This is a genomic window from Peribacillus glennii (genome assembly GCF_003429105.1).
Lineage (GTDB): Bacteria > Bacillota > Bacilli > Bacillales > DSM-1321 > Peribacillus > Peribacillus glennii.
The window spans coordinates 644,766-662,650 of sequence record NZ_QVTD01000003.1 but is presented as its reverse complement, the minus strand read 5'-3'; the positions used below and the strand labels follow the sequence as shown (position 1 = coordinate 662,650).

The 17,885-nt window shown below is 41.2% G+C and carries 14 protein-coding genes, 1 pseudogene and 1 riboswitch; all 15 genes and pseudogenes read left to right on the top strand.

The features are described 5' to 3' along the window. The first annotated feature begins 16 nt into the window (after window positions 1–16). The 15 genes and pseudogenes from D0466_RS04650 to rbsK all read left to right on the top strand — a co-directional run bounded on the left by D0466_RS04650 (window position 17) and on the right by rbsK (window position 17,880). A complete protein-coding gene (locus tag D0466_RS04650; protein ID WP_117321374.1) occupies window positions 17–520 on the top strand; it encodes a GNAT family N-acetyltransferase in 504 nt (167 codons plus the stop codon). Between the two features lie 115 nt (window positions 521–635). Continuing rightward, complete coding sequence (locus D0466_RS04645) at window positions 636–1,001, top strand: DUF2243 domain-containing protein (protein WP_158555830.1); 366 nt, start codon at window positions 636–638, stop codon at window positions 999–1,001. 48 nt (window positions 1,002–1,049) lie between these two features. Continuing rightward, on the top strand, window positions 1,050–1,856 hold the full coding sequence (locus D0466_RS04640) for an HAD family hydrolase (RefSeq protein WP_117321372.1): 807 nt from the start codon (window positions 1,050–1,052) through the stop codon (window positions 1,854–1,856). Then, window positions 1,840–2,280 (top strand): annotated as a pseudogene (locus D0466_RS23580) (ASCH domain-containing protein). The gene D0466_RS04640 and the pseudogene D0466_RS23580 overlap by 17 nt, the downstream one beginning before the upstream one ends. A 312-nt stretch (window positions 2,281–2,592) precedes the next feature. Further along, window positions 2,593–4,275: a M14 family metallopeptidase gene (locus D0466_RS04630; protein ID WP_117321371.1), complete on the top strand. Its 1,683-nt coding sequence runs from the start codon at window positions 2,593–2,595 to the stop codon at window positions 4,273–4,275. A gap of 434 nt (window positions 4,276–4,709) precedes the next feature. Next, window positions 4,710–5,210: a YkvA family protein gene (locus D0466_RS04625; RefSeq protein WP_117321370.1), complete on the top strand. Its 501-nt coding sequence runs from the start codon at window positions 4,710–4,712 to the stop codon at window positions 5,208–5,210. Window positions 5,211–5,326: 116 nt separating this feature from the next. Next, window positions 5,327–5,405: riboswitch (ZMP/ZTP riboswitch) on the top strand. Between the two features lie 175 nt (window positions 5,406–5,580). Next, entirely contained in the window at window positions 5,581–6,780 is a 1,200-nt protein-coding gene (locus D0466_RS04620) for a phosphoglycerate dehydrogenase (protein ID WP_117321369.1), read from the top strand. 441 nt (window positions 6,781–7,221) lie between these two features. Continuing rightward, a complete protein-coding gene (locus D0466_RS04615) occupies window positions 7,222–9,291 on the top strand; it encodes a bifunctional aldolase/short-chain dehydrogenase (RefSeq protein WP_117321368.1) in 2,070 nt (689 codons plus the stop codon). Window positions 9,292–9,475: 184 nt separating this feature from the next. Next, window positions 9,476–10,240 (top strand): DeoR/GlpR family DNA-binding transcription regulator, encoded by a 765-nt coding sequence (locus tag D0466_RS04610; RefSeq protein WP_117321367.1) that lies wholly within the window; start codon window positions 9,476–9,478, stop codon window positions 10,238–10,240. Between the two features lie 237 nt (window positions 10,241–10,477). Then, window positions 10,478–11,935: a rhamnulokinase gene (gene rhaB, locus D0466_RS04605; protein ID WP_117321366.1), complete on the top strand. Its 1,458-nt coding sequence runs from the start codon at window positions 10,478–10,480 to the stop codon at window positions 11,933–11,935. After that, window positions 11,919–13,178, top strand: coding sequence for an L-rhamnose isomerase (rhaA, locus tag D0466_RS04600; protein WP_117321365.1), 1,260 nt, complete (start codon window positions 11,919–11,921; stop codon window positions 13,176–13,178). The genes rhaB and rhaA overlap by 17 nt, the downstream gene beginning before the upstream one ends. A gap of 374 nt (window positions 13,179–13,552) precedes the next feature. Then, the gene (locus D0466_RS04595) at window positions 13,553–14,344 is read left to right on the top strand and encodes a DeoR/GlpR family DNA-binding transcription regulator (RefSeq protein WP_117321364.1); all 792 of its coding nucleotides are present in this window, start codon (window positions 13,553–13,555) and stop codon (window positions 14,342–14,344) included. A 181-nt stretch (window positions 14,345–14,525) separates the two neighbouring features. Then, window positions 14,526–16,202 (top strand): ribulokinase, encoded by a 1,677-nt coding sequence (locus D0466_RS04590; RefSeq protein ID WP_117321363.1) that lies wholly within the window; start codon window positions 14,526–14,528, stop codon window positions 16,200–16,202. Between the two features lie 13 nt (window positions 16,203–16,215). Further along, the gene (gene rpe, locus D0466_RS04585; protein ID WP_117321362.1) at window positions 16,216–16,902 is read left to right on the top strand and encodes a ribulose-phosphate 3-epimerase; all 687 of its coding nucleotides are present in this window, start codon (window positions 16,216–16,218) and stop codon (window positions 16,900–16,902) included. A gap of 15 nt (window positions 16,903–16,917) precedes the next feature. Beyond that, on the top strand, window positions 16,918–17,880 hold the full coding sequence (rbsK, locus tag D0466_RS04580; protein WP_117321361.1) for a ribokinase: 963 nt from the start codon (window positions 16,918–16,920) through the stop codon (window positions 17,878–17,880). Window positions 17,881–17,885: the final 5 nt, after the last annotated feature.

The window sequence follows — 17,885 nt, the reverse complement described above, 5'->3', positions numbered from 1 at the left end:
GGGAGTGGGATAAGCTATGATTATACGTGAAGCACATGAAAGTGAACTTCCTTTTATCCGTGAGCAGAGAGTCAGCTCTTATCAAGAACATGCAAGAGGTATTCCGGCGGATCATTGGAACGCTTTAAAAAAGGCAATCTCATCCAACGCTGATACACAGGATGGCGTTGAATTAATTGTCGCAGAGGTGGATGGCCAGGTTGTCGGCAGTGTGGCTTTGTTTCCTGCTAAAAGCGATGCATACGAAGGGCAAGTTGACGAGCTGGATTATCCTGAAATCCGTATGCTCGCCGTGGCTCCGGAGGCCCGGCGGAAAGGGGCTGCCAAGGCGCTGGTTTCTGAGTGTATCAGGAGGGCAGAGGCAAAAGGGTTCACATCCATTGGGCTTCATACGGGACAATTCATGGAAGGCGCCATGAGCTTGTATGAAACAATGGGATTTCAAAGGGAACCCCAATATGATTTTGAACCGGCAAACGATGGCATAATCGTAAAAGCCTATCGGCTTACTTTTAAATAAGTGTGACATGGCAGGCTAGCCACTGCCATTTTCATTTTGTTTTAAGGCAGCAGGAAATCTATACATATAAAGGATTGATCGTTTGAGACTTCTGGGAGTAATAACGGGCTTTTTTGTGGCAGATTCATTTTTTCATATTATAAATGCGTTTGCAGCAGGGTTAAAGGCTGATAGCCAGGCAGAAAGAATAGGGGCAGTTGTTTTTGGAATGGTGGTTCTCATCCTATTGATGGGGATTTTTAAACGGTTTTTTTCAAGATCGTTCTTCCAGGGCTTTATAGTGGCTGCCGGATTATTCTTAAGCTTCGACATTCTCGTATTTCACTGGATTTTTCAGCTTCATAGAATTACGAATGGGCCAGAGGCTAATTGGCTGGAACCGATACTGATTGTGTCAGGCAGCCTTTTTGTGTGGTATGGGATAAGCAAGGAACGGCAAAATGCCAAGCTGGAAAACAACACAAATGCGTTTCAAGGTTAAACAATTGGAAGTTATCTGACTAAGTTATGTTAAGACATGGAGGCCATTATGATAAAAGCAATCTTTTTTGATTTGGATGACACTCTTCTCTGGGACCAAAAAAGTGTAAAGGAAGCCTTTTCCGCTACCTGTAAAATTGCGCAGGAACGGTACGGTGTAGATTCCGGACAGCTTGAGGAGGCGGTTCGGGATGAGGCCAGGAAATTGTACGCCTCGTATGAAATATACCCTTTTACACAGTTGATTGGCATAAACCCGTTTGAAGGGCTATGGGGCAATTTTTTAGATGATCATGATGATTTTAGAAAAATGAAGGACCAGGTTCCAACTTACAGAAAAGAAGCATGGACATTGGGACTAAAGAGGATGGGCATTGATGACCCGGACTTTGGGTTTGAGCTGGCGGAACGATTTCCAGAAGAGCGCAGGAAGGTTCCCTTTGTTTATGAGGAAAGCTTTAGTACCCTTGATCGGTTAAAAGAGGAATATCAGCTTTTGCTACTAACAAACGGTTCTCCGGACCTGCAAAAAACAAAACTCAAGATTACTTCAGAACTGGTTCCTTATTTTGACCAGATTGTCATTTCAGGTGATTTTGGAAGAGGAAAACCGGATCCTGGGATTTTTGAACATGCTTTATCACTCATGTCCTTGAACAAGGATGAAGTGATCATGGTGGGGGATAACTTAATGACTGATATTCTTGGCGCGAATCGGGCCGGCATCCGGTCGGTTTGGATTAACCGCCATGATAAGGAACGTGAAGAAGTTGAGCCGGGCTATGAAATTCATCATTTAGAAGAACTCTTTCCTATCTTGGAGCAGTTGAAGGAGAAAAATGAAACAAGCAGCTGAAATGTATTGGGATGAATTTTGGAAGTCTCTAGGCCAGAAACAACCAAAATCGGTTAGTTCGTGGCAATTCGGAGCTAATCCGGACTATTTAGCGCAGGTTGGTCATAGATAGGATTAAAACAGCCACATGTTCAGGATGAATATTTTATGTAATGGAAAACAGGCCACTGCCTTCGGTTGAAGATTATAGTGTCATCTTAAAGATATACCTTTAGCGATTATTAAACACAGTAGATGTTCAGAGCATGCCGAAGAATGAGGTTCCCAATGATTTTGGAATGAGAAGGCGAAGGGGACAGAAAACTTATCAATATTTGTAGGAATCTTACGAAAATCTCTTTACGATAGAGTTGAGTAATTTAGGACCCAATTTTCAGAGTATATCATGGTGGTATGTGATCGTTTGAAATTGGTCGATGTATAAGTAGGTAGTTTAGATTTCAAATGTTTGCTAGTTTGACATCAAATTCATTGTCATAATATATGAATTTGGTGTCTTTTTTGACTTCTAAACAAAATGATATGTATCCAGGATGTCTTAAGGCAGCTTTTTAAAATTATCAATTACAGTGTATAGAGACCTGGGCAGTATAGCATATTTTAGAGTATAGGATTGGCTCTGTCATAGTCTGGGATTCCTGTTTTTCGATGATTGTAGCCGATAACATTTCATTTTTCTTCCTATTGTGATAATTTTTAGAATAGTCTTACACTAAAGAGATTGGGAGGAAAGTTTATGAAAAAAATGTTCCGTGTTACGTCCCTTGCTGCCGTGCTTGCCATTTCTTCAGGGCTGCCCTTTTCGGGAGCGGGAATTCAGGAAAAAGCTTCAGCCGCCCAGGAGCAGAGTGAATTTGTTCCATACTATGGGACAGGCCCAAGCTATGTCCAGCCCGAAAACATTGCCCATCTTTTCCCGAAACCGAACGTGCAGTTTAAAACGCCTGGTTTTAGCAAAGGGAAAGTTGCCTTTTCCAGTCAGGAAGAAATGATGTCCTTTTTGAAAAAACTTTCCAGTAAAAACAAGAATGTCCACCTTAAGACCATTGGCAGATCTCTAGAGGGCCGTGAAATTCCGATGCTCCTATTTACGAAAGATAAACCAGAACAAATCAGAAAGGACAGGAAAAAGCCCCTTATATGGATTCAAGGACAAATTCACGGCAATGAACCGGCTGCCGGGGAGTCAACCCTTGTCATGGCAAAGTTGTTAGCGGAAGGGGGGCTTGGCAATGTCCTTGACAAGGTAAATGTGGCGATCATTCCGAGAGTGAATCCGGATGGGTCATATTATTTCAAACGTTTTATCGCTACAAACCTGGATGCAAACCGGGATTATATGAAAGTCGAGTATCCGGAAGTGCAGGCCGTAAATAGGGCTGTTAACGACTACCAGCCTGAAGTAGTCGTGGATGCCCATGAGTATACGGTCAACTCATCTTTACTAAAAAAGTATGGAGAGAAAGGTTCCATTTCATCCTATGACCTGTTAATTTCATCTGCGAAAAACTTAAACATCCCGGAAAAGCTACGCAAGACTTCAGATAACCTTCTTCTGCCTGACGTCAACAAGGCGCTTGATAAGCAAAAACTAACCCATCACGATTACTACACCCTTGATACAAATGACGCAGGCAACCTTGTCGCTACCGAAGGAAGTACAGAAACCCGGATAGGCCGAAACGCACTTGGGTTGAAAAATACGCTAACCTACCTGATTGAAACCCGCGGTATCAATATTGGGCGGGCGGATTTTGAACGTCGGGTCTTTGCCCAGGCTGTCGCTCAATCCAATTTTATTAAATCAACAGCGGAAAACGCCAAAGCGATTCAAAAAGTTGTAAGCGAAGCCCGTAAAGAAGTGATCAATAAAGGCAAGAAGGTCAATGACAATGACAAAATCGTTATTAAGAGCGAAAACAAGCTCATGCCAGACCAATCCCTCGATGTGGTCGATCTTGCAAAAGCAGAGCGGCAAGCCATAACGATTGACTGGGAAGATTCCACAGAAGCCTTTTCAACTCTTGAACGTGAACGGCCAACCGCCTATATTATGCCTCCAGGCTATCATGATATTGCACGCAAGCTGAGGATTCTGGGCGTTCAAGTGAACAAGCTGGCAAAACCAGCGACAGTTTCTGTCGAGAGTTACAAAGTTACGGACAATAAGGTCTCAACTATACTTGAGAACGGTCATTATACGAACCAGGTGACAACGACGGTCTCAACAAAAACACAAAATTTCCCTAAAGGAAGTTACGTTTTCCAAATGTCGCAAGCAAACGCAAACTTTATTGCTTTGGCACTTGAACCTGAATCGGTAGACAGTTATGTAACATTTAATTTCATTCCAGTGCAAAAAGGGGATGAAATTCCTGTGTACCGCTATATGCAGGAACGAAAACTTTCTATTAGATAAAGGGAAAATCATATGATTCATATAAAAGGAAAGGGTCAGCGATATACCGCTGGCCTTTTGCGTTTGAGATAGAAACATATAAAGGAAATCGGCTTTTATGTTATTAATGCATTTTCATTGCTTAGGATTCTACATGATTCAATAAATTCACTAGGGTCTTTTTAACATTCATCTAGCTGCATTAACAGGTTAAGATAGTTCCTTATTTCGGCTGAAAAGATTGCTTTATTATGTATGAGTTTCGGTTGATTGAAAAAAGGAAAAAAGGAAAGAGAACGACTTCGAAATATTCTTTGTATCGTTTACAAAGAATGGTTGAGGAATGGGACGTGAAATGTCAACGAAATATTTCTGAAGGTGACAATGACACAATAAAAAGAAATATAAATTTCGAGAGATGATAAGATACACACAAGTTTAATAGGGGTGATTGCATGTTTTGGAAAAGCAAAGAACAAGATACTGAAATGCGTTTAACAGATGAGGAAAGGAAAGAAAAGAGTTTTGGATCTAAAGTGGTTGATTTAAGTGAGGAAGCCATCATAAAGGTAAAGGAATACTTAAAAAATGATGATAAACTTAAACGATTGATAAGAGATGCCGAAGAAAAAACAGAACAAAACAAATATAAGAAAGGTTTTGTTGAAGAAACATTGGACAGCTTAAAATCTATGTGCGAGCTTATAAAAGCTTATGTCACAGGTGATTATAGAAATATTCCCTACAAATCCCTGATTGTAATAATAGGATCCATTTTATATTTCGTTATGCCGGCAGATTCCATTCCTGATGTATTAGTGGGTCTAGGGTTTACAGATGATGCAGCAGTTATAGCATTCGCAATAAAACAAGTGAAAGATGATCTTGATAAATTTATAGCCTGGAAAAGCAGAAAAGAAAGCATTCATCAGGAAGGATTTAAGGGGGGGATTTAAATTCAGCATAGGTGAAAAAAAATACAGGTATACCAGTATAGCAAAGGAATTCATTGGGATAATTGTAAATTGAGGTTGAAGGTTGACGGAAAATTTGATAAAATAAAATAAATGAAAAGGCTATGTGTAACTGGCGAAACGCGGATAACCGTGAGGGAGCACATAGTGTCGCAGCCGTTCGCCTGGGCAGAGGTAAGGGAAATATCCCTTGCCTCTTTCTGCTTATTAGGAGATGATATTGGAGTCGATACTACTTTTACCTCCCATTAGTGTAGTAAGATTGGTAGAGCGGCAAGTTACATTGCTTACGTTTTGTTACTTAATTCAGAAATTTTAAAACTATCATATATAGAAAGAGGAGACTACAACCATGAGCACATTACTAGTAGACAAAGTGAAAACAATCAAAACCTTAAATAATATTGCAGACAGCGGGCTAAATGTATTCAAAAAGGATACCTTTACGATTGATAATGACAGTGAAAACCCTGATGCCATCGTTGTCCGCAGCTTTAACATGCATTCATTGGATTTCGGCAGTAATCTAAAAGCAATCGCGCGGGCCGGTGCGGGTGTCAATAATATTCCGGTCGAGAAGTGTACAGAGCAGGGAATAGTTGTTTTCAATACCCCCGGTGCCAACGCCAATGCTGTAAAAGAAATGGTACTTACGACATTAATGGCTTCATCCCGTAACCTTTTTGACGGTGTAGCCTGGACAAAGACATTGGAAGGTGAAGGCGAACAAATTCCAAAGCTTGTAGAGGCAGGAAAGAAACAATTTGTTGGGAAAGAAATCAAGGGAAAAACCCTGGGTGTAATCGGATTGGGAGCCATCGGTGCGCTTGTTGCAAATGATGCTCTCGATTTAGACATGGATGTAATCGGCTTTGACCCGTTCATCTCTGTCGATACAGCATGGAACTTGTCCCGCAATGTCCAGCGCGCCATGACGATCGAAGAGTTGTTTGCCAACTCAGATTATATTACTGTACACGTACCGTTAACCGATGAAACAAAGGGAATGTTTAATCAAGGAACATTCAGTATCATGAAGCAGGGCGTCCAGATTTTGAATTTCTCACGCGGCGAGCTTGTGCATGAAACGGATATGGAAGCTGCACTTGAAAACGGAAAAGTTGGCAGGTATATTACAGACTTCCCGAATGAAAATGTGATCAAAATGAAAAATACGATTTCAATCCCGCATCTTGGCGCTTCTACCCAAGAATCAGAGGAAAACTGTGCCATTATGGCGGCTCGTCAGGTAAAAGATTTTTTGGAAACTGGAAACATCAAAAACTCAGTGAATTTTCCAAACACATCCCTTCCTTATACAGGAAAACCACGTGTGGCCGTTTTCCACCAAAACGTTCCGAACATGGTTGGACAGATCACACAGGCGGTATCAAGCTATCATTTGAATATCGCTGACATGGTTAACAGAAGCCGGGGTGAGTACGCATATACGATGATTGACATTGACAATAAAGTAAACGGCGATATCATCCCTGGTTTAAAAGAAAAAATCAATGAAATTCAAGGCATCGTTACTGCCCGGCTTATTTAATAATAGGAAGAAAGCCAGGTGTTGTGATAAAGGGGTTCCGGCGCGCCTTTTAAAATAACGGCAAACTCATATACTAGCTTCAAAAAACAAGGGGGCTGTCCCATAAGTCGAATCACGGCTTATGGGACAGTCCCCTTTTGTTTATTTTTCTATAATGTAGCAATAAATTTCAATGATAGCTCCAGAGCAACTGAAAACTACTATAAGCATTTGAATGGTTAAAAATAAAGGGAGTGTTTTAGTGACCTTGGAGAAGCGGTTCGCTAAATTGAAAATTACTGATTGGCGGTTTTAAATGTTAATCCCAACCTCCTGCAGAATAAATTACAAGAATTCAAAAAACCAAAGATAAAAGAATTATATATTCAAAAATAAACAAACATATATTATAATAAAAACAGAAAATAACAAAATTAATACAAAACAAACGGAGGGTATGAGATGGTAAAAAATCATTGGGATCCAATAACCGCTTCACAGGTTACAAAAGGGGTAGAAGAACTTGTTTATCGTTCAAATCTCATTGGGTCGGATCGTGCCGTATGTAACTGGGGTGGCGGCAACACTTCCGTGAAAACGATCGAAAAGGATTTTCGCGGCAGGGATATTGAGGTCATGTGGGTAAAAGGAAGCGGCTCTGACTTAGCGACGATGAAGGCGCCTAATTTTACAGCCCTCAATTTAGAAGATATTCTCCCTTTATTTGAGCGTAATCAAATGCCGGATGAAGAAATGGTAGCCTATCTATCTCACTGTATGATTGACAGTAAGCATCCAAGACCATCGATTGAAACGTTATTGCATGCATTTTTACCTTTCAAGCATGTGGATCACACACATCCGGATGCCATCATCAGCCTTTGCTGTGCAGACAATGGAAAGCAGCTGGCTGAAGAAATATTTGGGAACCGTTTTGTATGGGTACCATACGTACGTCCAGGCTTTACCCTTTCAAAAATGATAGCCCAGGGTGTACTGAATAACCCGAATGCGGAACTGGTGTTAATGGAAAAGCATGGACTTGTCACATGGGGAGAAACTTCTGAAGAGTCTTATGCAAAAACGATTCAAATCATTAATGAAGCAGAAAATTATATTAATGAAAGAATAGATGAAACTACTGTATTTGGCGGCCAAAAATATCAAACTTTGACTGAAGACGAGGCTACTAGAATTTTAGCTAGGGTTATGCCGGTAATCCGAGGGGCAGTCAGCGACGAGAGGAAAATGTTACTCACTTACGATCGCGGTGAAGATGTACTGCAATTTGTTAACAGCTACAATGCACCCGAACTATCACAAATCGGTGCAGCTTGCCCGGACCATCTAGTCCATACAAAAATGGTTCCCCTATATATTAATTGGGATCCGCAAACAAAGGATGCTAACGCTTTAATTGCGAGTGTTAATGAAGGAGTTACCAGCTTTAAAGAGGCTTATAAAGAATATTTTGAGCGTAATAAAAATGAAGGCGACATTATGTCTGAACCTGCACCGCGTGTTATTCTCATTCCAGGTGTGGGTATGGTGAACACCGGCAAGGATGTTAAAAATTCAAGAGTGAGCGGGGCATTATACCATCGTGCAATCGCTGTCATGAAGGGTTCTACAAGCCTAGGTAAATTTGTTTCCCTAAGTGAAAACGAATCATACAATGTAGAATACTGGCCTTTAGAATTATATAAACTATCCCTAGCTCCGGCTGAGGCAGAGTTCTCCAGAAAAGTAGCATTTATAACAGGCGGTGCAGGTGGAATCGGCAGTGCAACCGCAAACCGGCTTGTATCTGAAGGTGCCCATGTTGTACTTGCGGACCTGAATATTGAGGGCGCAGAAAAAGTAGCTGCTGAAATAAACGGACAATTTGGTGAAAACCGTGCCATAGCGATGAAAATGGACGTTACAAAAGAAGAACAAGTCCAGGCTGCATTCGACCAAACAGCCCTGTTTTATGGCGGAGTGGACATTATTATTAATAATGCAGGACTTGCAACCTCCAACCCGATTGATGAAACAACGCTGGATGAGTGGAATTTAAATATGAACGTATTAGGTACAGGTTATTTTCTTGTTGCCCGCGAAGCGTTCAAGCAAATGAAGACACAGGGAATTGGCGGAAACATGGTGTTTGTGGGCTCTAAAAATTCTGTTTATGCCGGGAAAAATGCGGCTGCCTATAGCTCTGTTAAAGCTCTTGAAACACACCTGGCAAGATGCATTGCTGCAGAAGGCGGCGAGTATGGAATTCGCGTAAACTCCGTCCTTCCGGATGCAGTTCTTCAAGGTTCAGCCATTTGGGGGTCAAGATGGCGTGAAGACCGTGCTGCCGCATACGGAATTCATCCGGACCAATTGGAAGAACACTATCGTAAACGTACTACGCTTCTTGTAAACATTTACCCTAGTGATATTGCGGAATCCATTGCATTCTTTGCTTCATCCAAGGCGGAAAAAACAACGGGCTGCATGTTAACCGTGGATGGCGGGGTACCAGCAGCGTTTACTAGATAAAGGGATCATTAGGTTTCTGCAGGCTTTCCCGAAATGATACACAAGACAATACGGCATTAAATAGAAATAGGCGGAAGATATATTCCGCCTATTAATCTGTATGATTGTTTTGTAATCCGAAATTGGATAAACTGAATGTATCAATGTTTAATTTTATATTGTCCATCTAGGAAGGAAGTTTGTCATGTTAGTAGCTGAAAGGCAACAAAAGATTGTCGAGTTGGTTAATTCTCGTTCCAGCGTCCGGGTTGCCGAACTAAGTGAAATTTTTTCCGTAACGGAGGAAACAATCCGCCGTGACCTGGAAAAGCTTGAGAAAGAAAAAAAACTACAGCGAAGCCACGGAGGCGCTGTAAGCATAAAAGAGGTAGATTCTGAAGTACATTTTTCAACGCGGGAAATTACAAATGTAAAGGCAAAAAAGGCAATAGCGGGGGAAGCCGTTAAACGGGTTCAAAGCGGGGACCGAATTATACTTGATGCAAGTACAACAGCGTTGTATATGGCAAAGGCCCTCCCTAATATACCAATAACCGTCATCACCTATTCGATGCCGGTTTCCATGGAGCTCAGCAAAAAAGAAAAAATCGAAGTCATCTCCACGGGAGGGAGACTTCAGCCTAAATCGCTGTCTTTTGTAGGGCCCCTGGCAGAGAGATCCCTGGATATGTACCATGTTAATAAAGCATTCCTATCTTGCAAGGGACTCCACTTAGATGATGGATTGAGTGACTCAAATGAATGGCATGCGCTCTTAAAAAAGAAAATGATTGAGCGATCCGACCAAACGATTATGATGATAGACTCCAGCAAATTCGGAGTTCGGGCCTTTTCTCACATTTTTACCCTAAATGAAATACAAGAAATTATAACTGATTTCCAGGCTGAAGAAGGAACCATCAAGAAGCTTGAAGAAAGAAATGTTATTGTGGAGGTCGTTCCTTACTAGATTATGGCGCAGATTAATAAAGGAACGGAGCGGTATTTTGTTTTCTTTTGTTCAGTTGATCATCAAACGAAAAATAACTTCACCTTATCGTGAGGTTTTTTTTATTGGTATTCTTTTGTTTCGAGCGCAACGAAACAAAAATATTCCAAGGAAATATGCTGTTTTTTATGTTGATTCACCTGTGTTTTTATAATACCATTAATCTAAATACATTTGGGGAGATGGGATGGGGTTCAATTGGTATATGTAGCAGCGGATATTGGTGCTTCAAGCGGCCGTTTGGTTCTGGGAGAAATCCTAAACGGAAAACTGCAGATGAAAGAAATACACCGATTTGCAAATGGCTTTACCATACAAGCAGGTACATGTTATTGGGATATTGACCATCTATTAAATGAGATTCTTAAGGGGTTAGAAAAAGTAAAATCGATGGGGTATGATGATTGCACGCTAGGCATCGATACATGGGCAATAGACTATGTTTTATTGGATCATGATGGTAAGCGGTTACAAGAGGTTGTCGCTTATCGCGATAAACGGACAGAAAAGACGATTCAGAAGCTGACAAAGATTATTTCAAAAGAAGATATCTATCACAAAACAGGGATTCAGTTTTTACCCTTCAATACCATTTATCAACTATATGAGGAAGATAAAAAACAGTTAGAAAGAACAAGCAAAATCTTATTGGTGCCTGACTATTTAGGGTATTGTTTGACAGGCGTGGGAGCTACAGAGATGACGAATGCTTCTACCATGCAATTGTTAAACCCAAGATACGGACAATTTGATGAAGAACTGCTTGAGTTGATTTCGGTCAAAAAAGAGCAGTTTGAAGACTTGGTACAACCTGGCACAGAGCTGGGCCCGTTGGCAATGGAACGATTCGCCTCCTACAACCTGCCAAATTGCAAAGTCATCACTGTAGCAACCCATGATACAGCATCAGCGATCATTGGAACACCTGGTGCTGGTGAGGGCTGGGCCTATATTAGCAGCGGGACCTGGTCATTATTAGGAATTGAAAGCGGTTCACCCATTATTAACGAATTGGCATTGGAAAACAATTATACGAATGAATGGGGTGCCTTCAAAACATTCCGCTTCTTAAAAAACATTATGGGAATGTGGGTTTTGCAGGAAGTCAGAAAAAAACTGAACAGAGATTACAATTTTGGACAGTTTGTTGAAGAAGCAAAAAAAATTAACGATTTTCGACAATTTGTAAATTTCAATCACGATCGGTTCCTCAATCCACTCGACATGATTCAAGAAATTCAAGGATTTTGCAAAGAAACAAACCAAATAGCACCAGAAAGCGCCGGTGAACTAGCTAATTGTATTTATACGAATCTCGCAATTATTTATGCCATTGCTCTTGATGAGCTGGAACAGATCACAGGCCAACAAATAAGCAGGGTACATATAGTTGGCGGCGGAGCAAACAACGAGCATCTTAATCAGCTAACGGCGGATGTAAGCGGAAAGGTTGTTTATGCAGGCCCAATTGAAGCAACAGCAATCGGAAATCTGCTTATGCAAATGATTGCAGCAAAAGAAGTGGACAATTTAGAAGATGCCCGTCGGCTGGTCATGGAATCATTTGAAATAAAGCAGTATACACCAAAAGAAATAGATCGAACCGCAATCATTCAAAAATATAAGGAGGCAGTTTCTTATGAATGCACAAACTGAACGCAATTACGAAGCGGCAAAGCCGTTATATGCCACACATGGGATAGATACAGACAAGGTGATCGAACAGCTTAAGGAAATAAAGATTTCACTGCATTGCTGGCAGGGGGATGATATTCGGGGATTTTTGAATGCCGGACATGAGCTGACAGGAGGTATTTCCGTTACCGGCAATTACCCCGGTGCTGCAAGGACCCCGGAAGAACTGCGCCAAGATCTTGAAAAAGCATTCTCCTTAATACCGGGCAAGCACAAATTAAACCTCCATGCCATTTATGCGGATACAGAAGAGCAAATTGACCTTAATGAAATCGAACCCCGGCATTTTTCAAAATGGGTGGATTGGGCCAAGGAAAATAATCTTGGATTGGATTTTAACCCAACCTGTTTTTCACACCCTAATTCAAGTGACGGATTTACCTTAAGCCATCCAAATAAACAAATCCGCGATTTTTGGATTGATCATTGTAAACGTGCCCGGAAAGTAGGGGCGTATTTCGGAAAAGAGACCGGACAGCCATGCGTGACTAATATCTGGATTCCAGATGGGTATAAAGATACTCCTGTAGACCGCCTGTCTCCGAGAAAGAGATTGGAAGAATCATTGGATGAAATTTATAAAGAACAGATTGACCCCGCCTATAACCTGGATGCGGTGGAAAGTAAATTGTTCGGCATTGGGTCGGAAAGCTACGTGGTTGGATCCCATGAATTTTACATGGGTTATGGGATAACCCGGCAAAAGCTAATTGGAATAGATGTAGGCCATTTCCATCCGACAGAAACAGTGTCAAATAAGCTGTCATCCATTTCTTTATTCAGTGAAGGGATGCTGTTGCATGTCAGCCGTCCTGTCAGGTGGGATAGTGACCATGTAGTAACTCTGGATGATGAATTATTGGAAATAGCCCGGGAATTAGTTACACATAACCTGCTGGAAAAAACTCATATAGGACTTGATTTCTTCGACGCAAGCATCAATCGTGTAGCAGCGTGGGTGATTGGTGCAAGAAATACCATGAAAGCACTGCTGCGTGCGTTTTTGGAGCCTGTCGAAAAATTAAAGGGAATCGAAATCTCAGGTGACCTTACAACAAGGCTGGCATTGAGAGAGGAATTCAAGTCTTATCCATTTGGTGCGGTGTGGGATTATTATTGTGCCATCCAAGGTGTACCTGTTCGAGAAGAGTGGCTGGAGCACGTCAAACAATATGAAGATAATGTCCTGTCAAAAAGAAGCTGAGACATTATAAATTACTAAAGATTTTAGCCTTTTACTTCACTCTTTTTTAAAAGAACGAAGTAAAGGGTTTTTTATAATTCAAAAATCAATAGGGAAAAGCTTAAACATTGTTGCAGGACTGTGAAAAAGGTAAAATGGATTGTGGATTTTCCTTTAACAAAATTAAATTGTCTGTGAGTTTCGTTCTGGATTTCATTTTTTTAAAAGAAAACCAAAAGTGTTTTCCACATGCTTGAGAAAAACATTTTGCTTTAAACAAAAAAATAATATTGAAAACAAAGATTATATTTGTGTTATTATTAAAAATAAACAATCAGATAATTGGTTTTAAAACGTTTTTCTTGGAAATTAAGAAGAAATGAGGTATCGTGACCATGATTAATAGCACACAGGATATTGCATGGGTGGGCAATGAAAGGCAAGCAAGCTTAATTAGGCTCGTGGATGAATTAGGGACGATACGTGTTTCTGATATGAGCAAGCGGTTCCAGGTCACGGAAGAGACAATCCGAAGGGATTTGGAACGCTTGGAAAAAGAAGGCTTTTTAACAAGGATACACGGAGGGGCCATTACTGTTAAAAAGAACGCAACTGAAATTCCCGTCTTAAAACGGCAGTCGGTTAACATTAAAGAAAAACAGGTCATTGCTTATAAAGCAGCTTCTTTGGTTGAGGATGGAGACATAATCGCCCTCGATGCCAGCACAACTGCTTTACAGATGACTAGGTATCTTACAGATAAAGAGATTACCGTCATCACAAACTCGATAGGCGTTACACTTGAGCTTGCCAAATATCCTTCCGTTACAGTGATTACGGTGGGCGGATATTTATTGGAAGATTCAATGTCGTTTGTCGGGGTATCGACCGAAAAGGTGATTGAGGACTATCATGTAGATAAATTTTTCTTCTCCTGCATGGGATTTGATGTAAAGCGAGGGATCAGTGAAGTTCATGAGCAACAAGCGCAGATAAAGAAAAAGTTCCTTTCCATTTCCGAACAATTGTACTTGCTGGCGGACCATAGCAAATACGGACAAAAATCGCTGATAAAACTAGTAAACCTCAATAAGGTAGATTATTTAATTACCGATAACAAAATGGCAGTAAACGAATTAAGCACGATTCGCAACACGGGTATCAACACAATAGTAGCGGATCAATAAAACGCACAGAAATACATTCTGTGTGTTTTTTTGTGTGAAAAAATGTAGGTACCGCTTTCAACCACAAACTATTCATATAAAACAAAAATATTTCTTTGTATTTTTTTGAAAAGCCAGAAAATTATGTTGCAAAGCAAAAAAGGTCCGTTTATAATTGAAAACAAGCAAGGAGTTGAAGGGAATGGAAACTAAATTTGTTTTTGGAATCGATTTTGGAACCGAATCTGCAAGGGCAATTTTAGTAAATGCGTCAAACGGGGAAATGGTTGCATCATCTGTCAATCCTTACCCTCATGGTGTGATCACTGATTGCTTGCCTGATACTGATATAGCGCTGAAAAAGGGTTGGGCTTTACAAGACCCGCGCGATTATTTACATAGTTTAAAAGCATGTATAAAAGGTTGTCTATTGGCGGCAGATGTAGAACGGGAACAGGTCATCGGAATTGGAATCGATTTTACCGCCAGCACGATACTGCCCATCAAGCAAAATGGGGAACCTCTTTGTTTCCGTGAAGAATTCAAAGAAAACCCACATAGTTGGGTAAAGCTTTGGAAGCATCATGCAGCTTATAAGGAAGCTAAACTGATTAATGAAACCGCATACAATAATAATGAGCCTTTCATTAAAAGATATGGCGGTGAAATTTCAGAGGAATGGATGTTTCCTAAGATTTTACAAGTCTTAAATGAAGCAACTGAAATATACAATGCAGCTGATAGATTTATAGAAGCAGGCGACTGGATCGTCATGCAGCTGACCGGCAAGGAAAATCGCAGCTCTTGCATGGCCGGATATAAAGGAAGCTGGAGCAAACGTACCGGTTACCCAAAGAGTGACTTTTTTAAAACTCTTCACCCGCAAATGGAAAATGTGGTTGACGAAAAGCTGACTAACGAAATTTTGCCTATCGGGTCCAGGGCAGGTCTTTTATCGAAGGAAATAGCAGATGAACTCGGCTTATCAGATAAGGTTGCCGTAGCGACGGGAATCATTGATGCCCACGCGGCAGTTTTAGGAGCCGGAATCAGCAATCCGGGAACAATGGTCATGGCAATGGGAACTTCAATATGCCATATGTGTATTGATGAAAAAGAGGTTTTTGTACCAGGCATTAGCGGAGTGGTCGAAGACGGCATCATTCCTGGGTATTATGCATATGAAGCCGGGCAAAGTGCAGGCGGAGATACATTTTCATGGTTTATGAAAAACTGCATCCCGAAAGAGTACCAAGATGAAGCAGATAACCGGGGGATCTCAATATACCAGCTAATGGAGGAAAAAGCTTCGAGGTTGGGCATCGGTGAAACCGGGGTTATAGCACTGGACTGGTGGAATGGCGATAGGTTATTAAAAGATCCGAATTTAACAGGGACATTAATTGGCCTTACGCTGAATACGAAGCCAGAGCATATCTACAGGGCATTAATGGAGTCGCTTGCCTTTGGGACACGAAAAATTTTAACAGCGTTCAATGAAAGCGGTATCAACATTGAAGAACTTTATGCAGGCGGCGGATTGGCCGAGAAAAATCGATTATTAATGCAAATGTTTGCAGATATTTCAGGAAAAAATGTACATGTCGTGACGATCCCACACGCAAGTGCAATGGGTTCAGCCGTTTTGGCTGCGGTTGCAGCAGGCGCAGAAACTGGTGGGTGGGATTCGGTACAAGAAGCCATTAATAAGATGATTCACTATAAGAGTGACGTTTATCTGCCGATTTCTGAAAATATGAAAGAATATGATGATTTATTCGCAATCTATGAATCTGTTTCTAACTACTTTGGAAAAGAAACACTGCTTATGAAATCTCTCATGGAAATTCAAAGCAATAGTAGACAAAAGTACCAATGAAAGGTGGATGAACATGGCATTGCTTGGACCTTCCCTGATGTGTGCAGATATGGGGAACTTAAAGGAAGAAGTCATTCGGTTGGATAAGGCCGGCGTGGATTATTATCACTTTGATGTAATGGATGGCAGGTTTGTCCCGAACTTTACTATGGGGCCAGACTTGATACGGAAGCTAAGGGAATTTAGTGAGAAGCCATTTGACGTACATTTAATGATAGAAAAACCGGAAGACCATTTGGACCTCTTCATTGACGCAGGAGCGGATATGATTTCCATCCATGCTGAGGCAACCCAGCATTTACAGCGCACACTGCAATCGTTGCGCGATAAAGGGATTAAAGCAGGAGTTGCATTAAATCCCTCCACCTCCCTTACGGAAATCGAGTATGTACTGGATGTAATTGATTACGTAACAGTAATGACAGTGAATCCTGGATTTGCAGGACAAAAATTCGTCCCGCTAATGAACAAAAAAATTGAAAATCTGAAACGCCTGATTGAGGAAAGCGGATACAAGATTGACATTCAAGTAGATGGAAATATTGGTTACCGCACGATCCCTGAAGTAATAGAAAACGGAGCTGAAATGCTCGTTTTGGGCACGTCCTGCTTGTTCGGGCAAGAGTCAACCTTCCAAGAAAGCATTGCAAATTTACGTGAATTTATAAAAAACCAACAGGTAAAAGTTGATGCGAAATGAAAGTGAGGGTGGAGCATGGCGGAAATTACGGTTGTAGGAAGCATCAACATTGACATAGCAGCCCTTGCTGACCGTTATCCAAATAGAGGGGAGACCATGTTTGGAAAACGAATGGAAGTATTGCCCGGCGGAAAAGGGGCAAACCAGGCTACAGCTTGTGCCCGTTTAGGAAGTTCTGTACATATGATAGGTTCCATCGGCAAGGACCTGTATGGTGACATTATTCTGGAGTCATTAAAAAAAAGCAACGTTGACACGTCATTTGTTAAACAGGTAGAAGAAAGTTCCACTGGGTGTGCGATCATCACGATTGATAGTACTGCTGAGAACACCATGCTTGTATTTAAAGGTGCCAATGAAGATTTAAACGTAACTGATATCAACCAGGCTTTTTCGAAAATCGAAGGCAGCAACGTTCTTCTGGTTCAAATGGAAATACCAGAAGAGGTGGTCATTGAATCGATGATCCAGGCACGAAAGAAAGGAATGTTTGTGATTCTCGATCCTGCCCCCGCCGAAGGGATAACCGTACGGGCTTTGGAATATGCGGATTTGATCGTTCCAAACCGCCAGGAAACAAAACAGCTGACGAATATTGATGTCACTTCTGTTGATACAGCTTTAAAAGCTGCCAAATATTTTGAATCAATGGGTGTCAAGAATTCAATTATCAAGATGGCTGAAAAAGGGTCATTAGTTTACCAAAACGGCCGGTTAGAATTTGTTCCATCCATACCAGTGAAAGCCCTGGACACCGTTGGGGCAGGCGATTCGTTCGCGGGTGCGCTCGCTTGTGCAATTGCGGAAGGTGAAGACCTCGTTTCTGCTGTGAAGTTTGCTTCCATTGTAGGCGCTTTGAAAGTGACAAAACTCGGTGCACAAGTCGGCATTCCTAATTTGGAAGAGGTTAACAAATTCTGTGAAGAACGGAATATAAGCTATTACAAATTAAACAAAAGTCGGTCCCCGCAAGTATAAAGTAC

What these genes read in the sequence shown, in the direction of transcription:
- D0466_RS04615 (WP_117321368.1), top strand. Translation starts at nt 7,222, where the DNA reads ATGGTAAAAAATCATTGGGATCCAATAACCGCTTCACAGGTTACAAAA.
- rpe (WP_117321362.1), top strand. Translation starts at nt 16,216, where the DNA reads ATGGCATTGCTTGGACCTTCCCTGATGTGTGCAGATATGGGGAACTTA.
- D0466_RS04625 (WP_117321370.1), top strand. Translation starts at nt 4,710, where the DNA reads ATGTTTTGGAAAAGCAAAGAACAAGATACTGAAATGCGTTTAACAGAT.
- rhaA (WP_117321365.1), top strand. Translation starts at nt 11,919, where the DNA reads ATGAATGCACAAACTGAACGCAATTACGAAGCGGCAAAGCCGTTATAT.
- rbsK (WP_117321361.1), top strand. Translation starts at nt 16,918, where the DNA reads ATGGCGGAAATTACGGTTGTAGGAAGCATCAACATTGACATAGCAGCC.
- D0466_RS04640 (WP_117321372.1), top strand. Translation starts at nt 1,050, where the DNA reads ATGATAAAAGCAATCTTTTTTGATTTGGATGACACTCTTCTCTGGGAC.
- D0466_RS04595 (WP_117321364.1), top strand. Translation starts at nt 13,553, where the DNA reads ATGATTAATAGCACACAGGATATTGCATGGGTGGGCAATGAAAGGCAA.
- D0466_RS04610 (WP_117321367.1), top strand. Translation starts at nt 9,476, where the DNA reads ATGTTAGTAGCTGAAAGGCAACAAAAGATTGTCGAGTTGGTTAATTCT.
- D0466_RS04630 (WP_117321371.1), top strand. Translation starts at nt 2,593, where the DNA reads ATGAAAAAAATGTTCCGTGTTACGTCCCTTGCTGCCGTGCTTGCCATT.
- D0466_RS04620 (WP_117321369.1), top strand. Translation starts at nt 5,581, where the DNA reads ATGAGCACATTACTAGTAGACAAAGTGAAAACAATCAAAACCTTAAAT.
- D0466_RS04590 (WP_117321363.1), top strand. Translation starts at nt 14,526, where the DNA reads ATGGAAACTAAATTTGTTTTTGGAATCGATTTTGGAACCGAATCTGCA.
- D0466_RS04650 (WP_117321374.1), top strand. Translation starts at nt 17, where the DNA reads ATGATTATACGTGAAGCACATGAAAGTGAACTTCCTTTTATCCGTGAG.